Genomic DNA, 23,652 nt, shown 5'->3' with positions numbered 1-23,652 from the left:
CTCCGCTCGGGCTTGTCAGCCCACAGGCCGGCTGGGCAGGATCGGCGCAAACGCATGCGAAGACCGGAGCCGATCATGCTCGAACGCCGCGCGACCTATCGTGAAACGCTGGACGCCTTCGCCTGGCGCATCCCGGAGCGCTTCAACATCGGCACTGCCTGCTCGGATGCCCATGCCGACGGCACCAGCAAACCGGCGCTGATCTTCGAGGAGGACGGCGGCAAGGTCGCGACGCTCTCCTTCGATGACCTCGCACGCGCCTCGAATCGTTTCGCCAACCTCCTCGGCGCTCACGGCATCCGTCCGGGCGAGCGCGTCGGCATCCTCCTGCCGCAATCGCCGCAGACCGCGATCGCCCATCTCGGCACCTACAAGCTGGGCGCCATCGCCCTGCCGCTCTTCATCCTGTTCGGCCCCGAGGCGCTGGAGCACCGCCTCGGCCATAGCGGCGCCAGCGTGCTCGTGACCGACGCCGAGAACATCGGCAAGGTCGAGGCGATCCGCGACGCCCTGCCGAACCTGCGAAAGATCTTCGTCGTCGGCGGTGCCGGCCATCTCGATTTCGAGGCGGAGATGGCGAAGGCCTCCGACCGCTTCACCGCCGCCGACACGCGGGCCGATGATCCCGCCGTGATCATCTACACCTCCGGCACCACGGGTAAGCCGAAGGGCGCCTTGCATGCCCATCGCGTCCTGCTCGGCCATCTGCCCGGCGTGCAGCTGCCGCAGGAATTCTTCCCGCAGCCGGGCGACGTGTTCTGGACCCCCGCCGATTGGGCCTGGATCGGCGGCCTGCTCGATGTGCTTCTGCCCAGCCTCTATTGCGGCGTGCCGGTTCTCGCCTCCCGCGCCCGCAAATTCGATCCCGAAGCCGCCTTCGCGCTGATGGCGCGGCACAAGGTCCGCAACGCCTTCCTGCCGCCGACGGCGCTGAAGCTTATGCGGCAGGTCGGCAATCCCAAGCGCTTCGGCTACGCGATGCGCTCGATCGGCACGGGCGGCGAGACGCTTGGCGCCGACATGCTCGACTGGAGTCGCGAGACCTTCGGCTTCCCGGTCAACGAGTTCTACGGTCAGACCGAGGCGAACCTGCTCGTCGCCAACTGCGCGAGCCTCTATCCCGTCAAACCGGGCTCGATGGGCCGCGCCGTGCCCGGCCACCACGTCGCGGTGATCTCGCCCGAGGGGCATGAATTACCAGCCGGCGAGCAGGGGTTGATAGCGGTCAGCAGGCCCGATCCGGTGATGATGCTGGAGTACTGGAATCAGCCGGACGCCACGGCGGCGAAATTCATCGGCGACTGGCTCGTGACTGGCGATAGCGGCGCGCGGGACGAGGAGGGCTATTTCTGGTTCCAGGGCCGCGACGACGACATCATCTCGTCCGGCTCCTACCGCATCGGGCCGGGAGATATCGAGGATTGCATCATCCGCCATCCTGCCGTGCTGATGGTCGCGGTCGTTGGCGTGCCCGATCCCGTCCGCACCGAAATCGTCAAGGCTTTCGTTCTGCCGAAGCCGGATGTGACGCCGACGGCCGAGCTGGCGACAGAAATCCAGGCCTTCGTGCGCGACCGGCTGGCAGCCTACCAGTATCCCCGCGAAGTCGAGTTCGTGACGGAACTGCCGCTGACCGCGACCGGCAAAATCATGCGCAAGGATTTGCGCAACCGGGAGATCGCGAAGCAGCGGAGCGACTGACGCTTTGCGTCAGCGGGCTTCCAGCACCAACTCGAAAGTCATCAGAACCGGGTTGTCACCGCGGACCAGCCGGCCGCTCGCCAGCGCGCCGCTGTAATCTACCAGCGCGACATCGATCGCCGCTTCGAATCCGCTAACGCCGGGAGCGATCCGCCCCTCGGTAATCGCGACCTCAGTCGCAAAATTCTCAACCACGCCGCCATCCGTGAAGCGCGCCCCGATGGTCGAGCCGACGCCGCCATGGACCACCGCCTCGCGGATGCCGCGCTCGGCGCAGAACGCTTCCAGCGCTCCGCAGAAATCGACATTCGGCTTCACGCGCAGCGCGAAGAACCGCCCTGCCCCGGCGCCACCAGATGCAGCCGACACCGGCCCGAACAGCTTGAAATGCGTCTCGCTATCCGGTTCGGCCGTGAACGCCGCACCGTCAAGTCCCACCGCCTGCAGCGTGATCGTCTCCGCCACGGTCGTCTCGTCGGGCAGGATATGCCCGCCGCTGCGCCTGCCGTCGCCCTCTGCCCACAAGGCATGAGCATGGAAGAACGGCGCCCCGTCACGCTGGCCGAAGGTCATCGCGCCGACCTCAAGGCGCGCTCCGCCCTCCGGCCGATACGTATCGCTGTAGAAGGCGGCATATTCCGGCGTCTTCGACAGCGCCGGCATTACATAAGCGAAGGGCGCGAGCCTGAGCCCGTCGAGCCTGACCACGCCCGAAGCAAAACCCTCGGCCGCGAAGCCGCTCCTCACCGCCTCCAGCAAGGGCACCCCGGCCGTTAGCGTTAGCGAGAAGGCCCGCCCGCTGCATTCCACCCACTGGATGCGCTCGGGTGTGCCGGTACCGGGCTGCTGGATGCGCCTCACGACGCCTTCCCCTTGAGGAAATCGAGCTCGCCGCGCTTCTCCAGCTCGTCCTTGACGAGGCGCTTCGGCACTTTGCCATAGCCGGATTTCGGCAGGGCTTCCCAGAACAGGAAGCGCTTCGGCATCTTGTAGCGGGCGATCTTCGGCCCGAGGAAATCGGCGATCTCGGCTTCCGTCGCCTGCTGGCCCGGCCGGTTGACGCAGACGGCGATGCCGATCTCGCCCCAGACCGGATCGGGCACGCCGAGCACCGCGACCTCGGCGATCGCCGGATGGGTCAGGATCTTCTCCTCGATCTCGCGCGGATAGATGTTCGAACCGCCGGAGATGTACATGTCCGAGGCCCGGCCGGTGATGTAGACGAAGCCCTGCTCGTCCATATGGCCGAGATCGCCAGTGCGGAACCAGCCGTTGCGGAAGGATTTCGCGTTGGCTTCCGGGTTGTCGTAATAGCCTGCGAAGACGGCCGGACCGATCACGCAGATCTCACCCTGAACACCGGGCTCGACCTCTTTCCCCTCATCGTCCTGGATCTGCACCTGCATGCCCGTGCGCTCGAAGCCGCAGGTGCCGATGCGAGCGTTCGGCCCGTCCTCGGCCTCGTGCAGGGCCGGCGGCAGCACGGTGATGTTACCGGTGACCTCGCCCAGCCCGAAATACTGCACGATCACCTTGCCCAGCTTCCTGAGCGCCGCCTTCTGGTCCTCGCGATACATCGGCGCGCCCGCATAGATGATGTAGCGCAGGCTCGAATGATCGTGCTGGTCCACGGCGGGATGCTCGACCAGCATCTTCAGGATCGTGGGCACGGTGAAGATGTTGCTGATCCGGTGCTTCGCGATCAGGCGATAGGCCTCGTCGATATAGAAGCGCTCGGTCGGCAGCAGGATCGAGGTCGCGCCACGCGCCGAGATCATGAGCTGGTGCACGCCCGCGCCGTGCGAAAGCGGCGCCACCACCAGCGAGGCGTCAGCCTCGGTCGAACCCGGCACGAGGTCGCAGAGATGGTTGGTGATGACGAAGCCCATCTGGCCATGGGTCAGCACGGCCGCCTTGGAGCGCCCGGTCGTGCCGGAGGTAAAGAAGAACCAGCAGGGATCGTCATGCTCGACCGCCGCGTTCTCGACCTTCTCACCGCGATGGCGCGCGATCACCGCGCCGACCTCGTCCTCGCCGAAGGCCCCCCCGCCGATCCGCCAGATGAACTCCGGCGCCGGGCTCGCGGCCGCGACGGCGGCCGCATGCTCCGGAAAATCGCCATGGCAGAGGAAGCCCTTCGCGCCCGAGGCTGTCGCGAGATAGGCGACCTCGTCCGGCAGCAGGCGGAAATTGGTGGGCACCCAGACGGCGCCGAGCCGGAAGGTCGCGAACATCGAGACGAACATCGCGTCGCAGTTCTTGGAATGGACGAGCAGGCGATCGCCCTTGCCGATGCCGCGTGCCCGCAAGCCCGCCGCCAGCGCCGAAACCTGCGCGTCGATCTCGGCCCAGTCGAGCGTCTTCTCGCCCCAGATGAAGGCGGGATGCTCGGCCAAGCGCCGCGCATTCTGCGTCGCGATATGGGCGAGGTTCATCACGCGCCGGGTCATCGGCACGACGCCCCCGGTCGGGGTTGTGGTTGCAGAGCTCATTTTGCGGCTCTCCCTGTCTCGATAGGTCGCGAGGCGGCAGGCACGGTCGGCCGCGCAGCCCCCTTGGATACGAACATCTGCTTCAGCAGCGCTTCCAGCCGCTCGGCCTCGCGCGCCAATGGCACTGCAACCTCTGCCTGCCGGCTAGGCGTCATCCGGCTGTCGATCGCCGCGATGGAAAGCGCCCCCGCGACCCGCCCGTCCGGATAGCGGAAAGCCCGCCCGATGCCCCATGAGCTGGCCACGAGCCGGCCGGGATTGAGCGAGAAGCCGCGCTCGCGCGTCGCCACGATATCGACCCGCAACGCCTCCGGCGCGAAGCCCGGATAGCGCGCCAGCAACGCGGCCTCGTTGGCTGCGATCACCCGGTCCACATCGTCGTCGGGAAGGGCCGCCAGCATCGCCAGCGAACCGGCACCGACGCCGAGCGGATGCTGGTCACCGGCCTGCAAGGCATGGGTGCGGACCGGATAGGTCCCCTCCTCCCGATGCAGGCAGATCGCATAGTTCTCGCGCCGAACCGTGAGGAAGCTCGTGTCCTGCGTCTCGGCCGAGAGCCGTCGCAGACCGTCCATTGCGATCTCGAGCAGGCCGTGGCGCCGGGCCGCCAGCACGCCGAGCACGAAGGCCTCCTCGCCCAGGCAATAGCGGCGCGTCAGCGGCTCCTGCTCGACCAGCCCCGCGCGCATCAAAGCCAGCAGCAGACGGCGCGTCGTCGGCTTGTTGAGTCCGCTGCCGGAAACGATCTCGCCGAGCGGCAGGCCTTCGGCCGGCTCACGCCCGATGAGCGAGAGCAGCCCCAGAGCGCGATCGACGCTCTGCGAGCCGGACAACCCGGCCTCGGCCATGGAATTCTGCGGCAAGCGCTCCTCCAAATGGTCCATGATATGGACCTTATTCTTATCTCCCAACCGTAGATGGGCGCTTTGCGGATTGCAATGCCGCTTCCCTCGTGTAATCTGCGGCCCGTCCCACTACCCAGCTATTCACAGTGTGGACCGCAATCGACGCCGACGACATCACAAGATCGGCGCGAAGGGAGGAACGGAACGATGGCCCTCGAGGCATCCCACATGACGGGCGTATTGCGCCTGGCGACCGGCATCTGAGGCCGCCGCATGGTCGATGTCGTCGATACGCTGCATATCCCCGAGAACCTGAGCGAGAACGAAGGCGCGCGCCCCGGCTCCGCCATCATGCGCCCGGTCGAGATCGTCGCAGCCGCCCTGGTTGCCTTCATCATCGGCGTGCTGCTGCTCGGCGTCGTCTCGCGCTATGTCTTCTCGCTGCCCTTCGTCTGGGTCGACGAGGTCGCCTCGATTTCCTTCATCTGGCTCGCCATGCTCGGCGCCGCCATCGCCGTCGACCGCAACGAGCATCTGCGCCTGACGCTCTTCGTCGGCATGATGCCCCCGCGCCTGCGCGAATTCGTCGAAACACTCGCGCTGCTCGCGGTTGCCGCCTTCCTCGCGGCGATGGTCTATCCCGCCATCGATTACGCCGTGGAAGAGAGCTACGTCACCTCGGCAGCGCTCAACATCCCCGTCAGCTGGCGGGTCTCCGCCATCGCCGTCGGCATCGCGCTGATGCTGCTTCTGACGATCCGCTATACCTTCAAGACCGGGCGTCTGGCGGACATCGCAGCCTCGGCTCTGATCATCGGCGGGCTCGGCCTCGCCTTCTGGCTGCTGGGGCCGACGCTGAAGACCCTCGGCTACTACAACATCCTGATCTTCCTGGTCTGCGTCGTCGCCGCCTGCCTTGTCGCCGGCGTTCCGATCGCCTTCTGCTTCGGGCTGGGCACGCTCGCCTTCCTCGCCTTCTCGACCAATGTCCCGATGATCGTGATGATCGGGCGCATGGACGAGGGCATGTCGAGCCTCATCCTGCTCTCCGTGCCGATCTTCGTGCTCCTCGGCTGCATCCTCGACGCCACCGGCATGGGCAAGGCGATCGTCGACTTCCTCGCATCCCTGCTCGGCCATGTCCGCGCCGGCATGTCCTATGTCCTGCTCGGCTCGCTCTATTTGGTCTCAGGCATTTCGGGCTCCAAGGTCTCGGACATGGCGACGGTCGCCCCCGCGCTCTTCCCGGAGATGAAGCGCCGCGGCTACAAGCCCAAGGACCTGATCGCGCTGCTCTCCACCGGCGCCGCCATGGCTGACACGGTGCCGCCCTCGATCGTCCTGATAGTGCTGGGCTCCGTCGCCGGCGTCTCGATCGCGGGCCTGTTCAACGCGGGCTTCGTCATCGCCGGCGTCCTGCTCGTCGCGCTCGCAGGCCTCGCCCGCTGGAAGGCGGCGGCGGAAGACATGAAAGGCGTGCGCCGCGCCCCGCTTGCGGTGATCGGCAAGGTGGCGCTCGTCGCGGCGCCGGCGCTGGTCCTGCCCTTCATCATCCGCGCCGCGGTCGGCGGCGGCGTCGCGACCGCGACCGAGGTCTCGACCATCGCGGTGCTCTACGCGCTCGTCATCGGCATCGTGCTCTATGGCGGCATCAGCCTGCGCAAGTTCTACCAGATGCTGGTCGAGACGGCGGCGCTTTCGGGCGCGATCCTGGTCATTCTCGGCACGGCGCTCGCCATGGCCTGGGCGCTGACCCAGACCGGCTTCGCCCGCGATCTCGCCGTCTTCATGGCGAACCTGCCCGGCGGCTGGCTCACCTTCATGGCGGTCACCATCGTCGTCTTCATGATCCTGGGCTGCGTGCTGGAAGGCCTGCCGGCGATCGTGCTGATGGCACCGCTGATGTTCCCGATCGCCAAGAATCTCGGCATCAACGACGTGCATTATTCGATGGTCGTGGTCACCGCGATGAATATCGGCCTGATGGCGCCGCCGATCGGCATCGGCTTCTACATCGCCTGCAAGATCGGCAACGTCTCGCCGGACGAAGCGATGGGCGCCATCTGGCCCTATCTGATCGCCCTGATCGTCGGCCTCATCGTCATCGCCCTCGTGCCCGGGCTCTCGACCTGGGTGCTGTGAAGCTCACAACAAGAAAAAACCACACAATCCCCGAGGAGAAACGCTCATGACCATTTCGCGCCGCACACTGCTCCAGGCCTCGGCCGCCGCCTCCGCCATCGGCACCTTCCATATCGGGCGCGCCAATGCCCAGGCCGCCGAGTTCACCTACAAATACGCCAACAACCTGCCCGTCGCGCACCCGATGAACGCCCGCGCCAACGAAGCGGTGGCCAAGATCAAGGAAGAGACCAAGGGCCGGGTCGACATCCAGATCTTCCCGAACAACCAGCTCGGCTCCGACACCGACATGCTGAGCCAGGTCCGCTCCGGCGGCGTCGAGTTCTTCACGCTCTCGCCGCTGATCCTGTCGACGCTCGTCGCCAACGCCTCGCTCTCCGGCATCGGCTTCGCCTTCCCGAACTACGACGCCGTCTGGAAGGCGATGGACGGCGAGCTCGGCGCCTATGTCCGCGGCCAGATCAACAAGGCCAATCTCGTCGTCATGGACAAGATCTGGGACAACGGCTTCCGCCAGATCACCTCGTCCAAGGGCCCGGTCAACTCGCCGGATGACCTCAAGGGCTTCAAGATCCGCGTCCCGGTCTCGCCGCTCTGGACCTCGATGTTCACCGCCTTCCAGTCGGCCCCGGCCTCGATCAACTTCGCCGAGGTCTATACCGCGCTGCAGACCAAGGTCGTCGACGGCCAGGAGAACCCGCTCGCGATCATCGCGACCGCCAAGCTCTTCGAGGTGCAGAAGTACCTCTCTCTGACCAACCATATGTGGGACGGCTTCTGGTTCCTGGCCAACCGCCGCGCCTGGGAGCGTCTGCCGGAAGACCTACGCGCCATCGTCGCCAAGAACATCAACGCCGCAGCCCTGTTGGAGCGCGCGGATGTCGCCAAGCTCAATGCCGGCCTGCAGGGCGAGCTCGTCTCGAAGGGCATGGTCGTCAACGAGACCAAGGCCGACGCCTTCCGCGACATGCTGCGCAAGGCCGGCTTCTACGCCGAGTGGAAGAAGAAGTACGGCGACGAGGCCTGGGCGATCCTGGAGAAGGCCGTCGGCAGCTCGCTGAGCTGATCCTCGCCAACCATACGCGCGGGTCATCCCGGGCGTAGCGAAGCGCAGACCCGGGATCCATGCCGGAACAGTTCAGGCATGGATCCCGGATCGGCGCGGCTTCGCCGCTTGTCCGGGATGACTCGCGGATATTTCTGACATCGAGAGACCGATCACCATGGCCGACCGGCTGAAGGGCAAGATCGCCATCGTCTTCGGCGCCGGCTCCTCCGGCCCCGGCTGGGGCAATGGCAAGGCCGCGGCCGTCGCCTTTGCCCGCGAGGGTGCCGGCGTCGCCTGCATCGACCTCAACCGCGATGCTGCCGAAGAGACTGCCGCAATCATTGCGGGTGAAGGCGGGAACGCGCTGGCACTCCCCGCTAATGTCACGGACCTCGCCTCGGTCGAGGCTTGCGTCGCGGAAGCCGCCCGGCATTTTGGTCGCATCGACATCCTCCACAACAATGTCGGCGTCACCCATATGGGCGGCCCGGTCGAGCTTTCCGAGGAGCAGTTCAATGCCTCGCTCCAGCTCAATCTCGGCTCGGTCTATCGCTGCGCCAAGGCGGTCATCCCGGAGATGCTGAAAGGCGGCGGCGGCGCCATCGTCAACATTTCCTCGCTCGCCGCCATCCGCTGGACCGGCTATCCCTACTTCGCCTACTACGCCACCAAGGCAGCGGTGAACCAGGCGACGGTCGCGCTCGCGATGCAGTATGCGAGGCAGGGCATCCGCGCGAACTGCATCATGCCCGGCCTGATCGACACGCCGTTGATCTATCGGCAGATCTCCTCGCAATACGCCTCGGTCGAAGAGATGGTCGCCGCCCGCGACGCACAGGTGCCGATGGGCAAGATGGGCACCGCCTGGGACATCGCCAACGCCGCGATCTTCCTCGCCTCCGACGAGGCGAAGTTCATCACAGGCGTCTGCCTGCCGGTCGATGGCGGCCAGAGCTGCTCGGCCGCGCCACTGGGCTAGCCCAGCATCGAGCGTTCATTCCTTCCATGGAACGCTTGCTCCATTTCCGCTTCGCTGCCAGAACTGTCCGCAAGAGGGACGGCAACGGGAATCCTTGAATGAGCGAAACCGCCGTTGCGGAGCTGCCGCGCGATTTCGACGAGTTGCGCGCATCGATCCTCGCCCAGCGCGAGAGCCTGCCCAAGCGTATCGCCCAGATCGCGGCCTATGCTCTCGACAACCCCGACGAGATCGCTTTCGGCACCGCGGCCAGCATCGCGGTCTCGGCCGGCGTCCAGCCGTCCACGTTGATCCGCTTCGCCCAGCATCTCGGCTTCGACGGCTTCACCAGCCTGCAGGGCGTCTTCCGTGAACGCCTGCGCGAGCGCAATTCCAGCTATGAGGAACGCCTCAACACGCTGCGCGTCGGTGACGGCACCGCGGCTGGCAACCACCACATCCTCGACGGCTTCCTGACCGCCTCGCGCAAGTCGCTGGATGTGATGAGCCGCACCCTCGACGAGGCGACGCTCGACCGCGCGATCGATGTGCTAGCCCGCGCCGAGACGATCTATATCCTCGCCCGGCGCCGCTCCTATCCCGTGGCGAGCTATCTCGCCTATGCGCTCGGCAAGCTCGAGGTCCGCAACCAGATGATCGAATCCGCCGCCGGGCTCGATCCCGAGATGATCTCCTTCGCTACCCCGAGGGACGCCGCGATCATCATCAGCTTTTCGCCCTATGCGCCTGCCACCATCGAAGACGCGCGCGGCCTCGCCGAACGCGGCGTGCCGCTGGTTGCCATCACCGACAGCGCCTTTTCGCCGCTGGCCAGCTTTGCGAAACTCTGGTTCGAGGTCGCCGAGGCCGATTTCGGCGGCTTCCGTACGCTGGCCTCGACCATGGCCCTGTCGATGGCGCTCGCCGTCGGCGTCGGCGAGGCACGCCGGGGCGGGCGCGGCAAAAGCAGGCGTGGCGGAGCCATCTAAAACTTTAGGAACAGACATTCCGCATTGACGAAATACTGGAATTATTATTTCATTCCCGCCACCGGAGCCGCTCGGCTTCGATGACCATCGCTGCCGGGAGGAAGACATGGCGGGACCGCTCGGCGGATCGGCGCAGGCGCTCGACGTCATCACCATCGGCCGCGCCTCGGTCGATCTCTACGGCCAGCAGATCGGCTCGCGGCTGGAGGATGTCACCTCCTTCGCCAAATCGGTCGGCGGTTGCCCGGCCAATATCGCGATCGGCACCGCCCGGCTCGGCCTGCGCTCGGCCCTGCTGACCCGCGTCGGCAACGAGCAGTTCGGCCGCTTCCTGCGCGAACAGCTCGCCCGCGAAGGCGTCAATCTCGACGGCCTCAGGACCGATCCCGAGCGCCTGACCGCGCTCGCCATCCTCTCGGTCGAGAGCGACAAGTCCTTCCCGCTGCTGTTCTACCGCGAGAACTGCGCCGACATGGCGCTGGAGGAAGGCGATATCGACCCCGCCTTCATCGCCAAGGCCCGCGCCGTCGTCGTCACCGGCACACATTTCGCCCGGCCCGGCCCGGAGTCCGCCCAGCGCAAGGCGATGAAGCTGATGCGCGAGAACGGCGGCAAGGTCGTGCTCGACATCGACTACCGCCCGAACCTCTGGGGCCTTGCCGGTCACGATGCCGGTGACAACCGCTACATCGCCTCGCAGGCCGTCTCCGAGCGGATGAAGACCGTCCTGCCCGGCTGCGATCTCATCATCGGCACCGAGGAAGAGGTGCTGATCGCCTCGGGCGAGAGCGAATTGCTGCCGGCCCTGAAGACGATCCGCTCGCTGACCCCGGCGACCATCGTGCTCAAGCGCGGCCCGATGGGCTGTATCGTCTATGAGGGCGCGATCCCCGAAGACCTCGAGGACGGCATCGTCGGCAAGGGCTTCCCGATCGAGGTCTACAATGTGCTTGGCGCCGGCGACGCCTTCATGTCCGGCTTCCTGCGTGGCTGGCTCGGCGGCGAGAGCCTCGCGACCGCCGCGACCTGGGCCAATGCCTGCGGCGCCTTCGCCGTCTCGCGCCTGCTTTGCTCGCCGGAAAGCCCGACCTTCGAGGAGCTGCAATATTTCCTCAGGAACGGCAGCCCGCATCGCGCGCTGCGCAAGGACGCCGACATCAACCACATCCACTGGGCGACGACGCGCCGCCGCGACATCCCTTCGCTGATGGCGCTCGCCTGCGATCATCGCTCGCAGCTGGAAGACCTCGCCGCGAAGCTCGGCGCCGAGCCCGCCCGCATCCGCGACTTCAAGGTGCTGGCGGTCAAGGCCGCCGCCCGCGTCGCCGATGGCCGCCCCGGCTACGGCATGCTGCTCGACGAGAAGCATGGCCGCGAGGCGATGTTCGAGTTCGCCCGCCATCCCTTCGCCTGGCTCGGCCGCCCGGTCGAGTTGCCGGGCTCGCGCCCGTTGCGCTTCGAGACGAGCCAGGACATCGGCTCGCTCCTGCCGGAATGGCCGGTCGATCACTGCATCAAGGCGCTCTGCTTCTATCACCCCGACGACCCCGAGGAGCTGAAGCGCGAGCAGCAGGAGAAGCTGCGCGGCCTGTTCGAGGCCGCGCGCAAGGTCGGCCGCGAATTGCTGATCGAGATCATCGCCAGCAAGAATGGCCCGCTCGGCGCCGACACGATTTCGCGGGCGCTTGAGGAGATCTACGCGCTCGGCATCAAGCCCGACTGGTGGAAGCTGGAACCGCAATCCTCCCCCGCCGCCTGGGCTGCGATCGAGAAGACCATCGCGAAGCACGACCCCTGGTGCCGCGGCGTGCTGCTGCTCGGCCTCGATGCGCCGGCCGAGGAGCTGGAGGCCGGCTTCGCCGCCACCGCCTCGGCCCCGATCGTCAAGGGCTTTGCCGTCGGCCGCACCATCTTCATGAGCGCGGCTGAAGGCTGGCTTGCCGGCAAGCTCGACGACGAGGCCGCGATCGCCGACATGGCCCGGCGCTTCGAAGCGCTGACCGGCCTCTGGCTCGCCACGCGCGGCCGGAAAGCGGCGTAGATCGTGTCCGGCCGGAAACCACCTTTGTCATTCCGGGGCGCGCCGCAGGCGCGAACCCGGAACCCACAACCGGGTGAGACATCCCATGTCCGGTTGCAGGCAGCTCACCCGGTCGTGGGTTCCGGGTTCTTCGCTCCGCGAAGCCCCGGAATGACAAGCGTCTCGCTTCGCTCGCCCGGGATGACATCGTCACTTGTTGCAAAGAGTCGGAAGCTGCGATGACTGCCACCGTCCGCCTCACCATGGCGCAGGCGCTGACGCGCTATCTCAGCCGCCAGATGACCGAGATCGACGGGCAGCGCCTGCCGATCTTCGGCGGCGTCTGGGCGATCTTCGGCCATGGCAATGTCGCAGGCCTCGGCGAGGCGCTCTGGCATGAGCGCGAGCGCCTGCCGACCTTCCGCGCTCATAACGAGCAGGCCATGGCCCATGCGGCAATCGCCTATGCCAAAGCGAACATGCGCCGCCGCTTCATGGCCGCGACGACCTCGATCGGCCCCGGCGCGACCAACCTTGTCACCGCCGCGGCGCTCGCCCATGTCAACCGTCTGCCGGTGCTGCTGCTGCCGGGCGATGTCTTCGCCAACCGCATCCCCGATCCCGTCCTCCAGCAGGTCGAGGATTTCGGCGACGGGACCGTCTCAGCCAACGACTGCTTCAAGCCCGTCTCACGCTATTTCGACCGCATCACCCGGCCCGAGCAGATCATCCCCGCGCTCACGCGCGCTATGCAGGTGCTGACTGACCCAGCCGAATGCGGCCCGGTCACGCTCGCGCTCTGCCAGGACGTGCAGGCCGAGGCCTATGACTATCCCGAGAGCTTCTTCATCGAGCGCCTCTGGACGCCGCGCCGTCCCCGCTCCGACCGCGACGAGCTGAAGGCTGCCGCCGAGGCCCTGAAGGCGGCGAAGAAGCCTCTGATCGTCGCCGGTGGCGGCGTGCTCTATTCCGGTGCCAGCGACGAGCTCGCCCGCTTCTCGGCCGCGACCGGCACCCCGGTCTGCGAGACGCAAGGCGGCAAATCCGCACTGCCCGACGACAACGCACTCAACATGGCCGCCGTGGGTGTCACCGGCACGGAGGTTGCTAACCGCCTCGCCGCCGAGGCCGACCTCGTTCTCGCCGTCGGCACGCGCCTGCAGGATTTCACCACCGGCTCCTGGGCGCTGTTCGGCGCCGCCCAGAAGACGATCATCGGCCTCAACGTCCAGTCCTTCGACGCCGGGAAGCACCGCGCGCTGCCTGTCGTCGCCGACGCCCGCGAAGGTCTTGCGGAACTGGCGCAGGCCATCGGCGACTGGAAGGCGCCGGAGAGCTGGACCACCAATGCCAAGGCCGGCAAGGCCGAATGGCTGAAGGAAGCCGGCAAGGCGACCGCCGCCAGCAATGCCGCTCTGCCCTCGGATGCGCAGGTCATCGGCGCGGTCCAGCGCACGCTGGGTTCCGACGTCATCCTGCTCCATGCGGCGGGCGGCCTGCCCGGCGAATTGCACAAGCTCTGGCAAGCCGGCGCACCAGGCTCCTACCACGCCGAATACGGTTTCTCCTGCATGGGCTACGAGATCGCCGGCGGGCTCGGCGCCAAGATGGCCCAGCCCGACAAGGAGGTCGTCGTCATGGTCGGCGACGGCTCCTACCTGATGCTCAATTCCGAGATCGCGACCTCGGTGATGCTCGGCCTGAAGCTCACCATCGTCCTGCTCGACAATCGCGGCTTCGGCTGCATCAACCGCCTGCAGATGGCCACCGGCAGCCAGAGCTTCAACAACCTGCTCAAGGACACCCGGCACGAGACCCTGCCCGAGATCGACTTCGTCCAGCATGCCGCCAGCATGGGCGCGATCGCCACGAAGGCAGCCTCGATCGCCGAGTTCGAAACCGCGTTGGCGCAGGCCAAGACCAATACCCGCACGACCGTCGTCGTCATCGACACCGACCCGCTGATCTCGACCGGAGCTGGCGGTGCCTGGTGGGATGTCGCGGTGCCCGAGGTGAGCCAGCGCGAGCAGGTCCGCACGGCGCGGGCGAATTACGACGAACGACGCAAGCGTCAGACCATCGGCAACTGAAGCCGTTCCCATAGGCAAGAAAGACCCGACACATGATCCGCATCGGCGCGAACCCCATCGGCTGGTCGAATGACGACATGCTGGAGATCGGCGGCGACATCCCGCTCGAAACCTGCCTGAAGGAGGCCCGTGAGGCCGGCTTCACCGGCATGGAGCTCGGCAACAAGTTTCCGCGCGAAGCCGGCAAGCTGAAACCGATCCTCGACGCCCACGGCCATGCCTTGGTGTCCGGATGGTACTCGACCGAATTGCTCGTCCGCGACGTCGCGGCCGAGATGGTCGCCGTGAAGGCCCATGCGACGCTGCTGCGCGACATGGGCTGCTCGGTCCTGATCGCGGCCGAGACCTCTAACGCGATCCATTCCGACATCGCCAAGCCGCTCTCGGCCCGCCCCGTACTCCCGAAGAACCGCTGGGACGATTTCGGCGCGCGCTACACCAGTTTCGCGGAAGCCGTGAAGGCCGAGTACGGCCTCCAGCTCGTCTATCACCATCACATGGGCACGGTCGTGCAGACCGAGGCTGAGATCGACCGGTTCATGGGTGTCACCAGCCCGGCCGTGGGCCTCTTGCTCGATACCGGCCATGCCACCTGGGGCGGCGGCGATCCCGCCCGGATCGCCCGCCACTGGAAGGCGCGCATCCACCATGTCCATTGCAAGGACATCCGCGAAGCCGTGATGTGGCGCTCCAACCGCGAGGACTGGTCCTTCCTCGAATCCGTGCTTGCCGGCGTCTACACCGTGCCGGGCGATGGCCTGATCGACTATGTCCGCGTGCTCAAGGAATTGCAGGGCTATTCCGGCTGGATCGTGGTCGAGGCCGAGCAGGATCCGAAGAAGGCGGAGCCCGCGACCTATGCGAAGCTCGGCCACGCCAATCTCAGCCGCTTCATCAAGGAAGCCGGACTGGCTTGATTGCCCAACGGATAGGAAACAGCCGATGTCCCATCTCAAGGTCAAGCCGCAAGGCACGAGCGGCCGCGTCACCCATGTCACGCCGGAAAGCGCCGGCTGGACCTATGTCGGCTTCGATATGCATCGCCTGAAGCCGGGCGAAACCGTCGCGGCCAAGACCGGCACCCGCGAGACCTGCCTCGTTTTCGTCACCGGCAAGGGCAAGGTCACAGCCGGCGGCGACGCTTTGGGAGAGCTCGGCCAGCGGATGAGCCCCTTCGAGGGCAAGCCCTGGTCGGTTTATCTGCCGGAGGGGTCCGACTGGTCGGTCACCGCGACGACCGATCTCGAACTCGCGGTCTGCACAGCCCCTGGCCTCAAGGGCGGCCTGCCCATCCGCGTCATCAGCCCGGACGATCTCGGCCAGGAGATCCGCGGCAAGGGCTCGAACACCCGCCACGTCACCAACATCCTGCCGGAGAACGAGCCGGCGGATTCATTGCTCGTGGTCGAGGTCGTCACGCCCGCGGGCAATACCTCGAGCTACCCGCCGCACAAGCACGACCGGGACGACCTGCCGCGCGAATCCCATCTGGAAGAGACCTATTATCACCGTCTCAACCCGCCGCAGGGCTTTGGCTTCCAGCGCGTCTATACCGACGACCGCAGCCTGGACGAGGCCATGGCGATCGAGGATGGCGATGTCGTGCTGGTGCCCAAGGGCTATCACCCCTGCGCCACCTGCCACGGCTACGACCTCTACTACCTTAACGTCATGGCCGGCCCGAAGCGGACCTGGAAATTCCACAACGCCGCCGAGCATGAGTGGTTGCTGAAGGGCTGAGCCCTCCCCGGAAAGCAGGCCGAGGCGCGGTGAGGCTGCGCCTCAGGGCGTGCACTTGTAGACGGTGCCCTTGGTATCCGGCCCCTTCCACTTGATGTCGGCCGCCGTGGCGAAGACATGGGTCCCGCCCTTCTCCGCCCCGGCGATCTTCAGGCGCGCCACCACCGAATCGCGCGTCTTGTCGAGCGGCATGATCGCATGGGAGCTGTCCTGCCCGTCGATCTCGCTCAGCTTCGTGCAATTCTCCACAACGCTCTTCGCGTCGGTCACGACGACGACGCTGCTGCGCGACGTGTGATAGGTGCAGGCCCCGAGCAGCAGGACCGGCATGAGGAAGAAAAAGCGGGGCATCGTCGCGTCCGGGCTGGGCTGATCGGGTCTGCGCGCATGTTCCGCCGCTTCGCTCCAAATGCAAGCCCGTGCCAGCGCGAAACCGTCACACCGCCCGGCTCGCCGCCGGCTATTCGGCGGAAACGTCACAAATGCAGCGGAATTGTCGCGATTTGACGTTGCGAACTTTAACGCAAACCCTGCGTCATTCTTGACCTGCCGGCGCGGCTGCTCTTAAGTCCCTTCAGGCCAATGGGAGGCTGAAAAGGGACAAAATATGCGTAGCATTCTGATTGTTGGCGCGATGGCTGCGCTCCTCGCCGGTTGCCAGACCGCGCAGGAGTCGATGGCCGACGCCGAAGTGACTTGCGAGGCCCAGGGCTTCCGCCCCGGCACCCGCGCCTATCAGCAGTGCCGTTCGGCCAACTATGTCGAGAACCGCCGCGCCTCGAACGAGGCCGGCTCGGCCGTCGCCGCTGGCGTCGCCGCCGGTGTCGTCGGTGGTGCACTCATCGCCGCTGACAACCGCGCCTATTACGGCCGTGGTTACTACGGCCGCCGCGGCTACTGGTGGTGAGATAACGGGGCACCTTCCTCGGAAGGTACCCCTTTTGAAATATCGAAGCCCTGCGGCGCTCTGCGCCGCAGGGCTTTTTCGTTTGTCGAAAGCCTGTTCGGCCGAGGCGTCAGCGCCGGGCTGCGCGCTTGCGCGCCGGCGCGGCGGCAGGCTCTCTGGCCGAAGCCGAGCTCAACAGCGACCCGATCACATAAGCCGCGAGCCCAAGCCCGACGACAACCGCCATCGGCTCGCGCTCGGCGCGCTTGGCCAGCATGCGCCCGCCTCTGTCGGCATAGTCGCGGGCCATCGCCGCGTAGTCGCCGGCGCGATCGGCATAGTCATCCGCGACATTGCGATGTGAGCGCAGCCAACCGCTTCCCGACTTCAGGGCCCGGTTACCGGCATCGGCCGCCTCGGAGCCATAACCCTGAAGCCAGCCACGCCAACGCCCGTAATCGGGCTGATAGCGCTCCCAGCCAGACGAAGGCTGACTGCGCAGCATCGCCCAGGCGACCAGTCCAATGCCGGCCACCCCCAAACCAAGCGCAGCAAGCGGATGGCGCTCCACGCTCTGCACGACCGCTTGCCCACCGCCACGGACGGCCTCAAGGGGCTCGGCCTCATCCCAGGCGTCCTTGGCCCGTTCATAGTGGTCCTTGACGGCCTCGCTGGCCTTGCCGGCGAATTCCGCCGCCTTGCCACGCAGGCTGCTCACGCTGGCGCCCATGGCCTCGCCAGCCTCGTCGGCGGCCCTCGGAACGTCGGGCGGGAAGCTGTTGCTGCTGATCGCCATGGCGGTCTCTCCATTTCTGAAAGGGGACATGGCCAGAGAACGAAGCCGGCGCGGCCGGGTTCCCGCCCGCGTCAAAACAACTGGGTCACGATTCTTCACCTGTTCGGCCATGACCACGTCATGATTGGATGCGAAGCACTGTGGAACAGGGGCAATCAACGAGAAGGAGACGCGCATGCATGTTCAGCACCTCCAGATCGCTCACCCGTACGTTCTCTCCGATCCCGAATGGATCGCACTGGAGAGCATCGAGGAGGAGACCCGTCACTTCATCTTCGACGAGACGATGTTGCATTCCCTGCAGGATCGCGGCCTCGTCGAGTCGGACGGCACCATCTGGCGGGTCACCCAGACCGGCCAGAAGCGCCTGAACGACCGCGACTGAGGCGGACGAAAGCCGGGTGTTCCGGCCAAAGCGATGGAACATCAGGCCCGCCCGGTTGGCGGGCTTTTCCATGCGCGGTTTAGGCTGCTCAGAATGAGCTGCCAGGCCACAACCAGTACAGCAACGCAGCCCCCGCCCCGATCCAGATCGCCAGGACCGCGGCCATGCCGCCATAACTCCTCTGCTTGGCCCGGCCCGCCGCCATTTCCCGGTATTCTGCCATCAGCGGTTCCGGAATGAGCTTGACCACAAGCAGAATGCCGAGCGGCACGATGATCAGGTCGTCGAGATAGCCGAGGATCGGGATAAAGTCCGGAATGAGGTCGATGGGGCTGAGCGCATAGGCCGCGACTGCGCCCGCGGCGAGCTTTGCATACCAGGGCGTCCGGCTGTCGCGGGCCGCGATCCAGAGGGCGAGCACATCCCGCTTGAGCCCGCGCGCCCATTGCTTCGCTCGCTCCAGCAAGATGGCGGCCTTTCCGAAAGGTTCGATCGCGTGCCGCTTCGGTTAGCAGATATCGCCCACGAGGTCTCATTATCCGGCGGCGCTGGCAAAACGCCCGCACCATGGCCATATACCGGCCTCCCTCCCTTTCCGATGAGCTGACATGGGCAAGCCGGTTTCGATTACCATCTCGCATGAGCTTGGCCGGGAGGCAGCGCTCGCCCGCCTGCGCGGCGGCGTCGACAAGATCCGCGACCGGCTCGGCATGGTCCGGATGCAGCTCGTCGAGGAACGCTGGGAGGGCGACGCGCTGCACTTCGGCGTCGGAGCGCTCGGCCACACCGTCCACGGCCGCGTCGATATCGAGGACAGCCTCGTCCGCATCGAGGTGACGCTGCCCTGGATGCTGGCGGTCTTCGCCGAGAAGCTCAAGATCGGCGTCGAGAAGCAGGGCCAGATCCTGCTGGAGAAGCCGAAGGCGTGACCATATCGCCCGCCATTCCCGGCCGCCGGAATTTTCGGCAGCGAAAGCCTGAAAAGTCGTAGGCCTTTCGGTTGAAATCGCAGCCTCGAAACCCCATGCTCCGAAAGTTCAAACAATCTTGATTTATTGACCTTTCGGATTCGGGAGAGCCATGCATCACGGCCCGCTGATCGCCATCATCGTCGTGGGCCTTGGCCTTGCCTTCGTCTTCGGGGCGCTTGCCCAAAAGCTGCGGATTTCCCCCCTCGTCGGCTATCTCCTCGCCGGTGTCGCCGCCGGCCCGTTCACACCGGGCTTCGTCGGCGACCAGAACCTCGCCAACGAACTGGCCGAGATCGGCGTCATCCTGCTGATGTTCGGCGTCGGCCTGCATTTCTCCCTGAAGGACCTGCTCTCGGTTAAGGCGATCGCCGTGCCTGGCGCCATCGTCCAGATCGGCATCGCGACGCTGCTCGGCCTCGGACTCGGCACTTGGCTCGGCTGGAACTGGTTTTCGGGCGCGGTCTTCGGCCTGGCGCTCTCCACCGCCTCGACAGTCGTCCTGCTGCGCTCCCTGCAGGAACGGCGCCTGGTCCAGACCGAGCGCGGCCGCATCGCCGTCGGCTGGCTGATCGTCGAGGACATCGCGATGGTGCTGGCGCTGGTGCTGCTGCCGGTGCTGGCCGAGATCATCAACGGCGCGCCCTCCGGCGGCGGCGCCCCGCTCGCGACACGCTTCGATCTCGGCGTCTGGGGCGTGCTCGGCCTGACCTTCGCCAAGCTGATCGGCTTCCTCGCCTTCATGCTGGTGATCGGCCGGCGGGTCATCCCCTGGGTGCTGCACTGGGTCGCCCATACCGGCTCGCGCGAGCTCTTCCGGCTGGCGGTGCTGGCCGTCGCGCTTGGCGTTGCTTATGCGGCCGCGACGCTGTTCGGCGTCTCCTTCGCGCTCGGCGCCTTCTTCGCCGGCATGATCCTGTCGGAATCGCCGCTCTCGCAGCGCGCGGCCGAGGAGACCCTGCCTCTGCGCGATGCCTTCGCGGTGCTGTTCTTCGTCTCGGTCGGCATGCTCTTTGATCCCGGCATCCTCCTGCGGGCACCGGGGCCGCTGATCGGCACGCTCGCCATCATCCTGATCGGCAAATCCGCCGCGGCCTGGCTGATCATGCGCGCCTTTGGCCGCTCGCAGACCGCCGCCCTGACCATTTCGGCTTCGCTTGCCCAGATCGGTGAGTTCTCGTTCATCCTTGCCGGCCTCGGCACCGCGCTCGGCATCCTGCCGGCCCAGGGGCGCGACCTCATCCTCGCCGGCGCGATCCTGTCGATCCTGCTCAATCCCGTGGTCTTCGCCCTGGCCGAGCGGCTGGCTCCGGAGGCTCCGGCTGCCAAGCCGAAGCCGGCGGCTCCCGCCGAGGCGGGAGAGCCCGAGAAGGCCGCGGCGCCAGAGCCTGAAGCCGAAGCCCCGCCCGAGCGCGACATCACTCCGACCAGCCTGGCCAACCACATCGTCGTCGTCGGCTACGGCCGCGTCGGCAGCCTGCTCGGCGCCGGCCTGCTCTCGCAGGGTGCCAAGCTCCTGGTCATCGAGGACAATCCCGACGCCGTGGAGACGGCCAAGCGCGACGGCGCCGAGCTTCTGGTCGGCAATGCCGCCGACCCGGAGGTGCTCTCCGCCGCCGCCATCGGCCGGGCTGTCCGCCTCTTCGTCGCCATCCCCGGCAGCTTCGAAGCCGGCCAGGTCTGCGAGCAGGCCCGCGCCGAGAATCCGGCCCTGCCGATCGTCGCCCGCGCCCATTCCGATGCCGAGGTGGCGCATCTCACCAAATGCGGCGCGACGCTGACGATCATGGGCGAAGCCGAGATCGCCCGCGCCATGCTCTCGCTCTGCCAGAACCTCAAGGACGCTGACACGCCTCCGCCTGCCGAGGCGGAGACGGCGTCCGAGGCTGCCAAGCCCGAAGCGATGGCCGAGCTGCCGGCGCCCAAGCCGCCTGTGGCCAAGCCAACAGAGGACCCGCCGGCCGATCCCCCGGCAGCCGCATAAGAAAAGGGCGGGACGCGATGCGCCCCGCCCTTTCCATGTTCAATCGCTGACCGCGCTCAGTCGACGAGGTCGAAGCGGACATCCTGCACGCCTTCGTAGAGCGTCTTGCGGCCGAGCGTGTAGAGGTTCTCCAGCCCCGAGGTCAGGGTGATGAAGTGGTTGCCCGAGAGCACGCCGGCCTTGCTGGCGAACTGCACGCCGCCATAGGCAAGCAGGATCTCGGTCTCGCTGACGCCGCCCGGATACAGGATGATGTGGCCCGGCGCCGGATAGGCCGTGTTGTTCTCGTAACCGACGCCGAAATCGAGATCGCCGAGCGGCATCCAGACGCCCTCGCCGCTCCAGCGCACATGCACCATCTTGCTGATGAACGGCATCTGCTTCTTGAAGGCGGCGCAGGTCTTCGGAGCGGCTTCCAGCTCGAACTTGGCGTCGAACTTGAACGGCCCGGCGGTGACGATCAGCTTGCTCATGAAATCCCCGTCTTCTTGGAAGCGTTTCGGACCCGTTGAATGGCATTGTGCCGACAGCGCGCGCAAGAGCGCTGCCGGAACAAGTGAGACGCCGGAACGTGAAGGATGCGGGGCATCGTGAGATGCAGCTTCGCAACAAATGCGTGGGTCATCCCGGACGCAGCGAAGCGGAGCTCCGGGATCCATCGTAGAGCACGGAGCCCTTCGATGGATCCCGGGTCAAGCCCGGGATGACGGCGGAAGTCCAGGGCAAGCTCAACCGACCGCGGAAGAGATCAGCCGATCGCTTCCCGAAGGTCGAGCGTGCCGGTCTTGCCGATCGCCTCGTAGTTGCGCTTGAGCCAGCGTTTGCCGGCCATGCGGCCCATGTCGCGCAGCTTGAGCAGGAACGCCCATTCCGCGTTCATCCGCGACGAGGAGGTCAGCTCGGCCAGCGGAGGACCGCCGTCGATGCGATGCATCAGCACGCGCTTGTACTCCTCACGCGGCAGCTTTCCGGAATCGACCAGCCGGTTGACGAAATCGATCGCCCTGAGCTCGCGCAGCAGCGAGGCGTTGAAGGTGATCTCGTTCAGCCGGTCCTGGATCTCGCGCGCCTTGGTGGGCAGTTCACGGCGTTGGATCGGGTTGATCTGAACGAGCAGGATGTCGTCGCAATGCGCCTGGTAGAACAGCGGGAACAGGGCAGGATTGCCCATGTAGCCACCGTCCCAATAGGCTTCGCCATCGATCTCCACGGCCTGGAACACCATCGGCAGGCAGGCCGAGGCCATCACATGGTCGGGGGTCAGATCCTTGCCATCGAACACCGCGATCTTGCCGGTGCGGACATTGGTCGCGGCGATGAACAGCTTCACCGCGTCGCAGGCCCTGACCTTCTCGAAATCGATGAGGTCGGCAACCACGCCACGCAGCGGATTGATGTTCAGCGGATTGACGTCATAGGGGCTCGCGACCTTCGCGAACATCTCGAAGAACAGCATGCCCGGCGGCGTGCCGTTATTGTTGCCCCAGGCGCCCAGCATCGTGTCGAGCAGCGAGCGTTCCGAGCCGCCATATTTCCCGTCGACGCTGATCGCCCGCCAGAAGGCCTCGAGCTTGGCGCGGGCTCCGTCGATACCGCCGTCGATCCAGCCCTCGGCCAGCACGACGGCGTTCATCGCCCCCGCGCTGGTGCCGGTCAGCGCCTCGATGCCGAGGCGCCCGTCTTCGAGCACGGCGTCGAGCACGCCCCAGGTGAAGGCGCCGTGCGCGCCTCCGCCCTGCAGCGCCAGCGAGACCGTCTTCTCCGCCTTCGGCCCAACCAGTCCCTTGACCGGTTCGGCCTTGCGGGAGGGGCGCCCGCTCACGCGGCGGTCCAGCCGCCATCCATCGGCAGCGTCGTTCCGGTGATCGACTTGGCCGAATCCGAGCACAGGAACAGCGCGAGCGCCGCGACCTGCTCGACCGTGACGAATTCCTTGGTCGGCTGCGCCGCGAGCAGCACGTCGTTCATGACCTGCTCCTTGGTCATGTTGCGCGCCTTCATCGTGTCCGGGATCTGCTTCTCGACCAGCGGCGTCCAGACATAGCCGGGCGCGATGGCGTTGACGGTGATGCCCTGGGTCGCGACTTCGAGCGCCACCGTCTTGGTCAGGCCGGCGATGCCGTGCTTGGCCGCGACATAGGCCGACTTGAAGGGCGAGGCGACGAAGGCATGCGCCGAGGCCGTGTTGATGATGCGGCCCCAGCCCTTCGCCTTCATCTTCGGCAGCGCGGCGCGAATGGTGTGGAAGGCCGAGGACAGGTTGATCGCGATGATCTGGTCCCATTTCTCGATCGGGAACTCGTCGATCGGCGAGACGAACTGGATGCCGGCATTGTTGATCAGGATGTCGATCGCGCCGAAGACCTTCTCGCCCTCGGCGATGAAGCCGGCGATCTCGGCCGGCTTGGTCATGTCGGCGCCGGAGAAGACCACCTTGATGCCGAACTCCTGCTCCAGATCGGTGCGCAGCTTCTCCGCATCGGCGGGCGGCATGATGCCGTTGATGACGAGGTTGGCGCCCTCGGCGGCAAGGGCGCGGGCATAGGCCAATCCGATGCCCGAGGTCGAGCCGGTGATCGCCGCAGTACGGTCTTTGAGGAACATGAGC

General features: G+C 66.4%; 22 protein-coding genes. 13 read left to right on the top strand and 9 right to left on the bottom strand.

Going from position 1 to position 23,652, the window contains the following annotated elements; genetic code table 11:
- Positions 1-75 precede the first annotated feature (75 nt).
- Positions 76-1,701: an acyl-CoA synthetase gene (locus tag ACODTJ_RS02910; protein ID WP_454655734.1), complete on the top strand. Its 1,626-nt coding sequence runs from the start codon at positions 76-78 to the stop codon at positions 1,699-1,701.
- A 9-nt stretch (positions 1,702-1,710) separates the two neighbouring features.
- Here ACODTJ_RS02910 and ACODTJ_RS02905 read toward each other — a convergent pair whose 3' ends face one another.
- The 3 genes from ACODTJ_RS02905 to ACODTJ_RS02895 are packed head-to-tail and all read right to left on the bottom strand — an operon-like array spanning position 1,711 to position 5,077.
- Positions 1,711-2,562, bottom strand: a complete 852-nt coding sequence (locus ACODTJ_RS02905; RefSeq protein ID WP_454655733.1) for a PCC domain-containing protein — start codon at positions 2,560-2,562, stop codon at positions 1,711-1,713.
- Entirely contained in the window at positions 2,559-4,193 is a 1,635-nt protein-coding gene (locus tag ACODTJ_RS02900; RefSeq protein WP_488847528.1) for an acyl-CoA synthetase, read from the bottom strand. Before ACODTJ_RS02900 ends, ACODTJ_RS02905 begins: the two co-directional genes overlap by 4 nt.
- Positions 4,190-5,077 carry an IclR family transcriptional regulator gene (locus ACODTJ_RS02895; RefSeq protein ID WP_488847527.1) on the bottom strand — a complete coding sequence of 296 codons (888 nt, stop codon included), beginning with the start codon at positions 5,075-5,077 and terminating at the stop codon, positions 4,190-4,192. The genes ACODTJ_RS02900 and ACODTJ_RS02895 overlap by 4 nt, the downstream gene beginning before the upstream one ends.
- A 234-nt stretch (positions 5,078-5,311) precedes the next feature.
- On the opposite strand from ACODTJ_RS02895, the gene ACODTJ_RS02890 reads away from it, so the two are divergent.
- The 8 genes from ACODTJ_RS02890 to iolB all read left to right on the top strand — a co-directional run bounded on the left by ACODTJ_RS02890 (position 5,312) and on the right by iolB (position 16,025).
- Positions 5,312-7,180 (top strand): TRAP transporter large permease, encoded by a 1,869-nt coding sequence (locus ACODTJ_RS02890; protein WP_454655731.1) that lies wholly within the window; start codon positions 5,312-5,314, stop codon positions 7,178-7,180.
- A 46-nt stretch (positions 7,181-7,226) separates the two neighbouring features.
- Positions 7,227-8,246 carry a TRAP transporter substrate-binding protein gene (locus ACODTJ_RS02885; RefSeq protein WP_454655730.1) on the top strand — a complete coding sequence of 340 codons (1,020 nt, stop codon included), beginning with the start codon at positions 7,227-7,229 and terminating at the stop codon, positions 8,244-8,246.
- Between the two features lie 157 nt (positions 8,247-8,403).
- Positions 8,404-9,207 carry an SDR family NAD(P)-dependent oxidoreductase gene (locus tag ACODTJ_RS02880; protein ID WP_454655729.1) on the top strand — a complete coding sequence of 268 codons (804 nt, stop codon included), beginning with the start codon at positions 8,404-8,406 and terminating at the stop codon, positions 9,205-9,207.
- A gap of 98 nt (positions 9,208-9,305) precedes the next feature.
- The gene (locus tag ACODTJ_RS02875; protein WP_454655728.1) at positions 9,306-10,175 is read left to right on the top strand and encodes a MurR/RpiR family transcriptional regulator; all 870 of its coding nucleotides are present in this window, start codon (positions 9,306-9,308) and stop codon (positions 10,173-10,175) included.
- A 106-nt stretch (positions 10,176-10,281) separates the two neighbouring features.
- Positions 10,282-12,216, top strand: a complete 1,935-nt coding sequence (locus ACODTJ_RS02870; protein WP_454655727.1) for a bifunctional 5-dehydro-2-deoxygluconokinase/5-dehydro-2-deoxyphosphogluconate aldolase — start codon at positions 10,282-10,284, stop codon at positions 12,214-12,216.
- A gap of 218 nt (positions 12,217-12,434) precedes the next feature.
- Positions 12,435-14,285: a 3D-(3,5/4)-trihydroxycyclohexane-1,2-dione acylhydrolase (decyclizing) gene (iolD, locus tag ACODTJ_RS02865; RefSeq protein ID WP_488847526.1), complete on the top strand. Its 1,851-nt coding sequence runs from the start codon at positions 12,435-12,437 to the stop codon at positions 14,283-14,285.
- Between the two features lie 32 nt (positions 14,286-14,317).
- Positions 14,318-15,202, top strand: coding sequence for a myo-inosose-2 dehydratase (gene iolE / locus ACODTJ_RS02860; protein WP_454655725.1), 885 nt, complete (start codon positions 14,318-14,320; stop codon positions 15,200-15,202).
- Positions 15,203-15,227: 25 nt separating this feature from the next.
- The gene (gene iolB, locus ACODTJ_RS02855) at positions 15,228-16,025 is read left to right on the top strand and encodes a 5-deoxy-glucuronate isomerase (RefSeq protein ID WP_454655724.1); all 798 of its coding nucleotides are present in this window, start codon (positions 15,228-15,230) and stop codon (positions 16,023-16,025) included.
- Positions 16,026-16,067: 42 nt separating this feature from the next.
- Here the strand turns inward: iolB and ACODTJ_RS02850 are convergent, their stop codons facing one another.
- Positions 16,068-16,376 carry a hypothetical protein gene (locus ACODTJ_RS02850; RefSeq protein ID WP_454655723.1) on the bottom strand — a complete coding sequence of 103 codons (309 nt, stop codon included), beginning with the start codon at positions 16,374-16,376 and terminating at the stop codon, positions 16,068-16,070.
- A gap of 256 nt (positions 16,377-16,632) precedes the next feature.
- Between ACODTJ_RS02850 and ACODTJ_RS02845 the strand changes: the two genes are divergently transcribed.
- Complete coding sequence (locus tag ACODTJ_RS02845) at positions 16,633-16,932, top strand: hypothetical protein (protein WP_454655722.1); 300 nt, start codon at positions 16,633-16,635, stop codon at positions 16,930-16,932.
- 109 nt (positions 16,933-17,041) lie between these two features.
- Here the strand turns inward: ACODTJ_RS02845 and ACODTJ_RS02840 are convergent, their stop codons facing one another.
- Entirely contained in the window at positions 17,042-17,707 is a 666-nt protein-coding gene (locus ACODTJ_RS02840; RefSeq protein ID WP_488847525.1) for a hypothetical protein, read from the bottom strand.
- A gap of 175 nt (positions 17,708-17,882) precedes the next feature.
- Between ACODTJ_RS02840 and ACODTJ_RS02835 the strand changes: the two genes are divergently transcribed.
- Entirely contained in the window at positions 17,883-18,092 is a 210-nt protein-coding gene (locus tag ACODTJ_RS02835) for a hypothetical protein (RefSeq protein ID WP_454655720.1), read from the top strand.
- An 88-nt stretch (positions 18,093-18,180) separates the two neighbouring features.
- Here the strand turns inward: ACODTJ_RS02835 and ACODTJ_RS02830 are convergent, their stop codons facing one another.
- Entirely contained in the window at positions 18,181-18,561 is a 381-nt protein-coding gene (locus ACODTJ_RS02830) for a YkvA family protein (protein WP_454658949.1), read from the bottom strand.
- A 139-nt stretch (positions 18,562-18,700) separates the two neighbouring features.
- Between ACODTJ_RS02830 and ACODTJ_RS02825 the strand changes: the two genes are divergently transcribed.
- Together ACODTJ_RS02825 and ACODTJ_RS02820 are read left to right on the top strand one after the other, a co-directional pair.
- Positions 18,701-19,021 (top strand): polyhydroxyalkanoic acid system family protein, encoded by a 321-nt coding sequence (locus ACODTJ_RS02825; protein WP_454655719.1) that lies wholly within the window; start codon positions 18,701-18,703, stop codon positions 19,019-19,021.
- 151 nt (positions 19,022-19,172) lie between these two features.
- A complete protein-coding gene (locus ACODTJ_RS02820) occupies positions 19,173-21,044 on the top strand; it encodes a cation:proton antiporter domain-containing protein (RefSeq protein ID WP_454655718.1) in 1,872 nt (623 codons plus the stop codon).
- Between the two features lie 56 nt (positions 21,045-21,100).
- Here the strand turns inward: ACODTJ_RS02820 and ACODTJ_RS02815 are convergent, their stop codons facing one another.
- The 3 genes from ACODTJ_RS02815 to ACODTJ_RS02805 form a co-directional block, all read right to left on the bottom strand.
- On the bottom strand, positions 21,101-21,517 hold the full coding sequence (locus tag ACODTJ_RS02815) for a DUF3830 family protein (protein ID WP_047578809.1): 417 nt from the start codon (positions 21,515-21,517) through the stop codon (positions 21,101-21,103).
- A gap of 275 nt (positions 21,518-21,792) precedes the next feature.
- Positions 21,793-22,866, bottom strand: coding sequence for a patatin-like phospholipase family protein (locus ACODTJ_RS02810; protein WP_454655717.1), 1,074 nt, complete (start codon positions 22,864-22,866; stop codon positions 21,793-21,795).
- Positions 22,863-23,648, bottom strand: coding sequence for a 3-hydroxybutyrate dehydrogenase (locus tag ACODTJ_RS02805; protein WP_454655716.1), 786 nt, complete (start codon positions 23,646-23,648; stop codon positions 22,863-22,865). The genes ACODTJ_RS02810 and ACODTJ_RS02805 overlap by 4 nt, the downstream gene beginning before the upstream one ends.
- Positions 23,649-23,652 lie beyond the last annotated feature (4 nt).

It is taken from the genome of Allobosea sp. FG18, assembly GCF_057809495.1.
Note: the sequence above shows the minus strand (reverse complement) of the source record. Positions and strands in the feature narration are given on the sequence as shown.

Coding starts and splice junctions, on each gene's coding strand:
- ACODTJ_RS02910 (WP_454655734.1), top strand. CDS start 76: ATGCTCGAACGCCGCGCGACCTATCGTGAAACGCTGGACGCCTTCGCC.
- ACODTJ_RS02900 (WP_488847528.1), bottom strand. CDS start 4,193: ATGAGCTCTGCAACCACAACCCCGACCGGGGGCGTCGTGCCGATGACC.
- ACODTJ_RS02895 (WP_488847527.1), bottom strand. CDS start 5,077: ATGGACCATTTGGAGGAGCGCTTGCCGCAGAATTCCATGGCCGAGGCC.
- ACODTJ_RS02890 (WP_454655731.1), top strand. CDS start 5,312: ATGGTCGATGTCGTCGATACGCTGCATATCCCCGAGAACCTGAGCGAG.
- ACODTJ_RS02885 (WP_454655730.1), top strand. CDS start 7,227: ATGACCATTTCGCGCCGCACACTGCTCCAGGCCTCGGCCGCCGCCTCC.
- ACODTJ_RS02880 (WP_454655729.1), top strand. CDS start 8,404: ATGGCCGACCGGCTGAAGGGCAAGATCGCCATCGTCTTCGGCGCCGGC.
- ACODTJ_RS02875 (WP_454655728.1), top strand. CDS start 9,306: ATGAGCGAAACCGCCGTTGCGGAGCTGCCGCGCGATTTCGACGAGTTG.
- ACODTJ_RS02870 (WP_454655727.1), top strand. CDS start 10,282: ATGGCGGGACCGCTCGGCGGATCGGCGCAGGCGCTCGACGTCATCACC.
- iolD (WP_488847526.1), top strand. CDS start 12,435: ATGACTGCCACCGTCCGCCTCACCATGGCGCAGGCGCTGACGCGCTAT.
- iolE (WP_454655725.1), top strand. CDS start 14,318: ATGATCCGCATCGGCGCGAACCCCATCGGCTGGTCGAATGACGACATG.
- iolB (WP_454655724.1), top strand. CDS start 15,228: ATGTCCCATCTCAAGGTCAAGCCGCAAGGCACGAGCGGCCGCGTCACC.
- ACODTJ_RS02850 (WP_454655723.1), bottom strand. CDS start 16,376: ATGCCCCGCTTTTTCTTCCTCATGCCGGTCCTGCTGCTCGGGGCCTGC.
- ACODTJ_RS02845 (WP_454655722.1), top strand. CDS start 16,633: ATGCGTAGCATTCTGATTGTTGGCGCGATGGCTGCGCTCCTCGCCGGT.
- ACODTJ_RS02840 (WP_488847525.1), bottom strand. CDS start 17,707: ATGGCGATCAGCAGCAACAGCTTCCCGCCCGACGTTCCGAGGGCCGCC.
- ACODTJ_RS02835 (WP_454655720.1), top strand. CDS start 17,883: ATGCATGTTCAGCACCTCCAGATCGCTCACCCGTACGTTCTCTCCGAT.
- ACODTJ_RS02825 (WP_454655719.1), top strand. CDS start 18,701: ATGGGCAAGCCGGTTTCGATTACCATCTCGCATGAGCTTGGCCGGGAG.
- ACODTJ_RS02820 (WP_454655718.1), top strand. CDS start 19,173: ATGCATCACGGCCCGCTGATCGCCATCATCGTCGTGGGCCTTGGCCTT.
- ACODTJ_RS02815 (WP_047578809.1), bottom strand. CDS start 21,517: ATGAGCAAGCTGATCGTCACCGCCGGGCCGTTCAAGTTCGACGCCAAG.
- ACODTJ_RS02805 (WP_454655716.1), bottom strand. CDS start 23,648: ATGTTCCTCAAAGACCGTACTGCGGCGATCACCGGCTCGACCTCGGGC.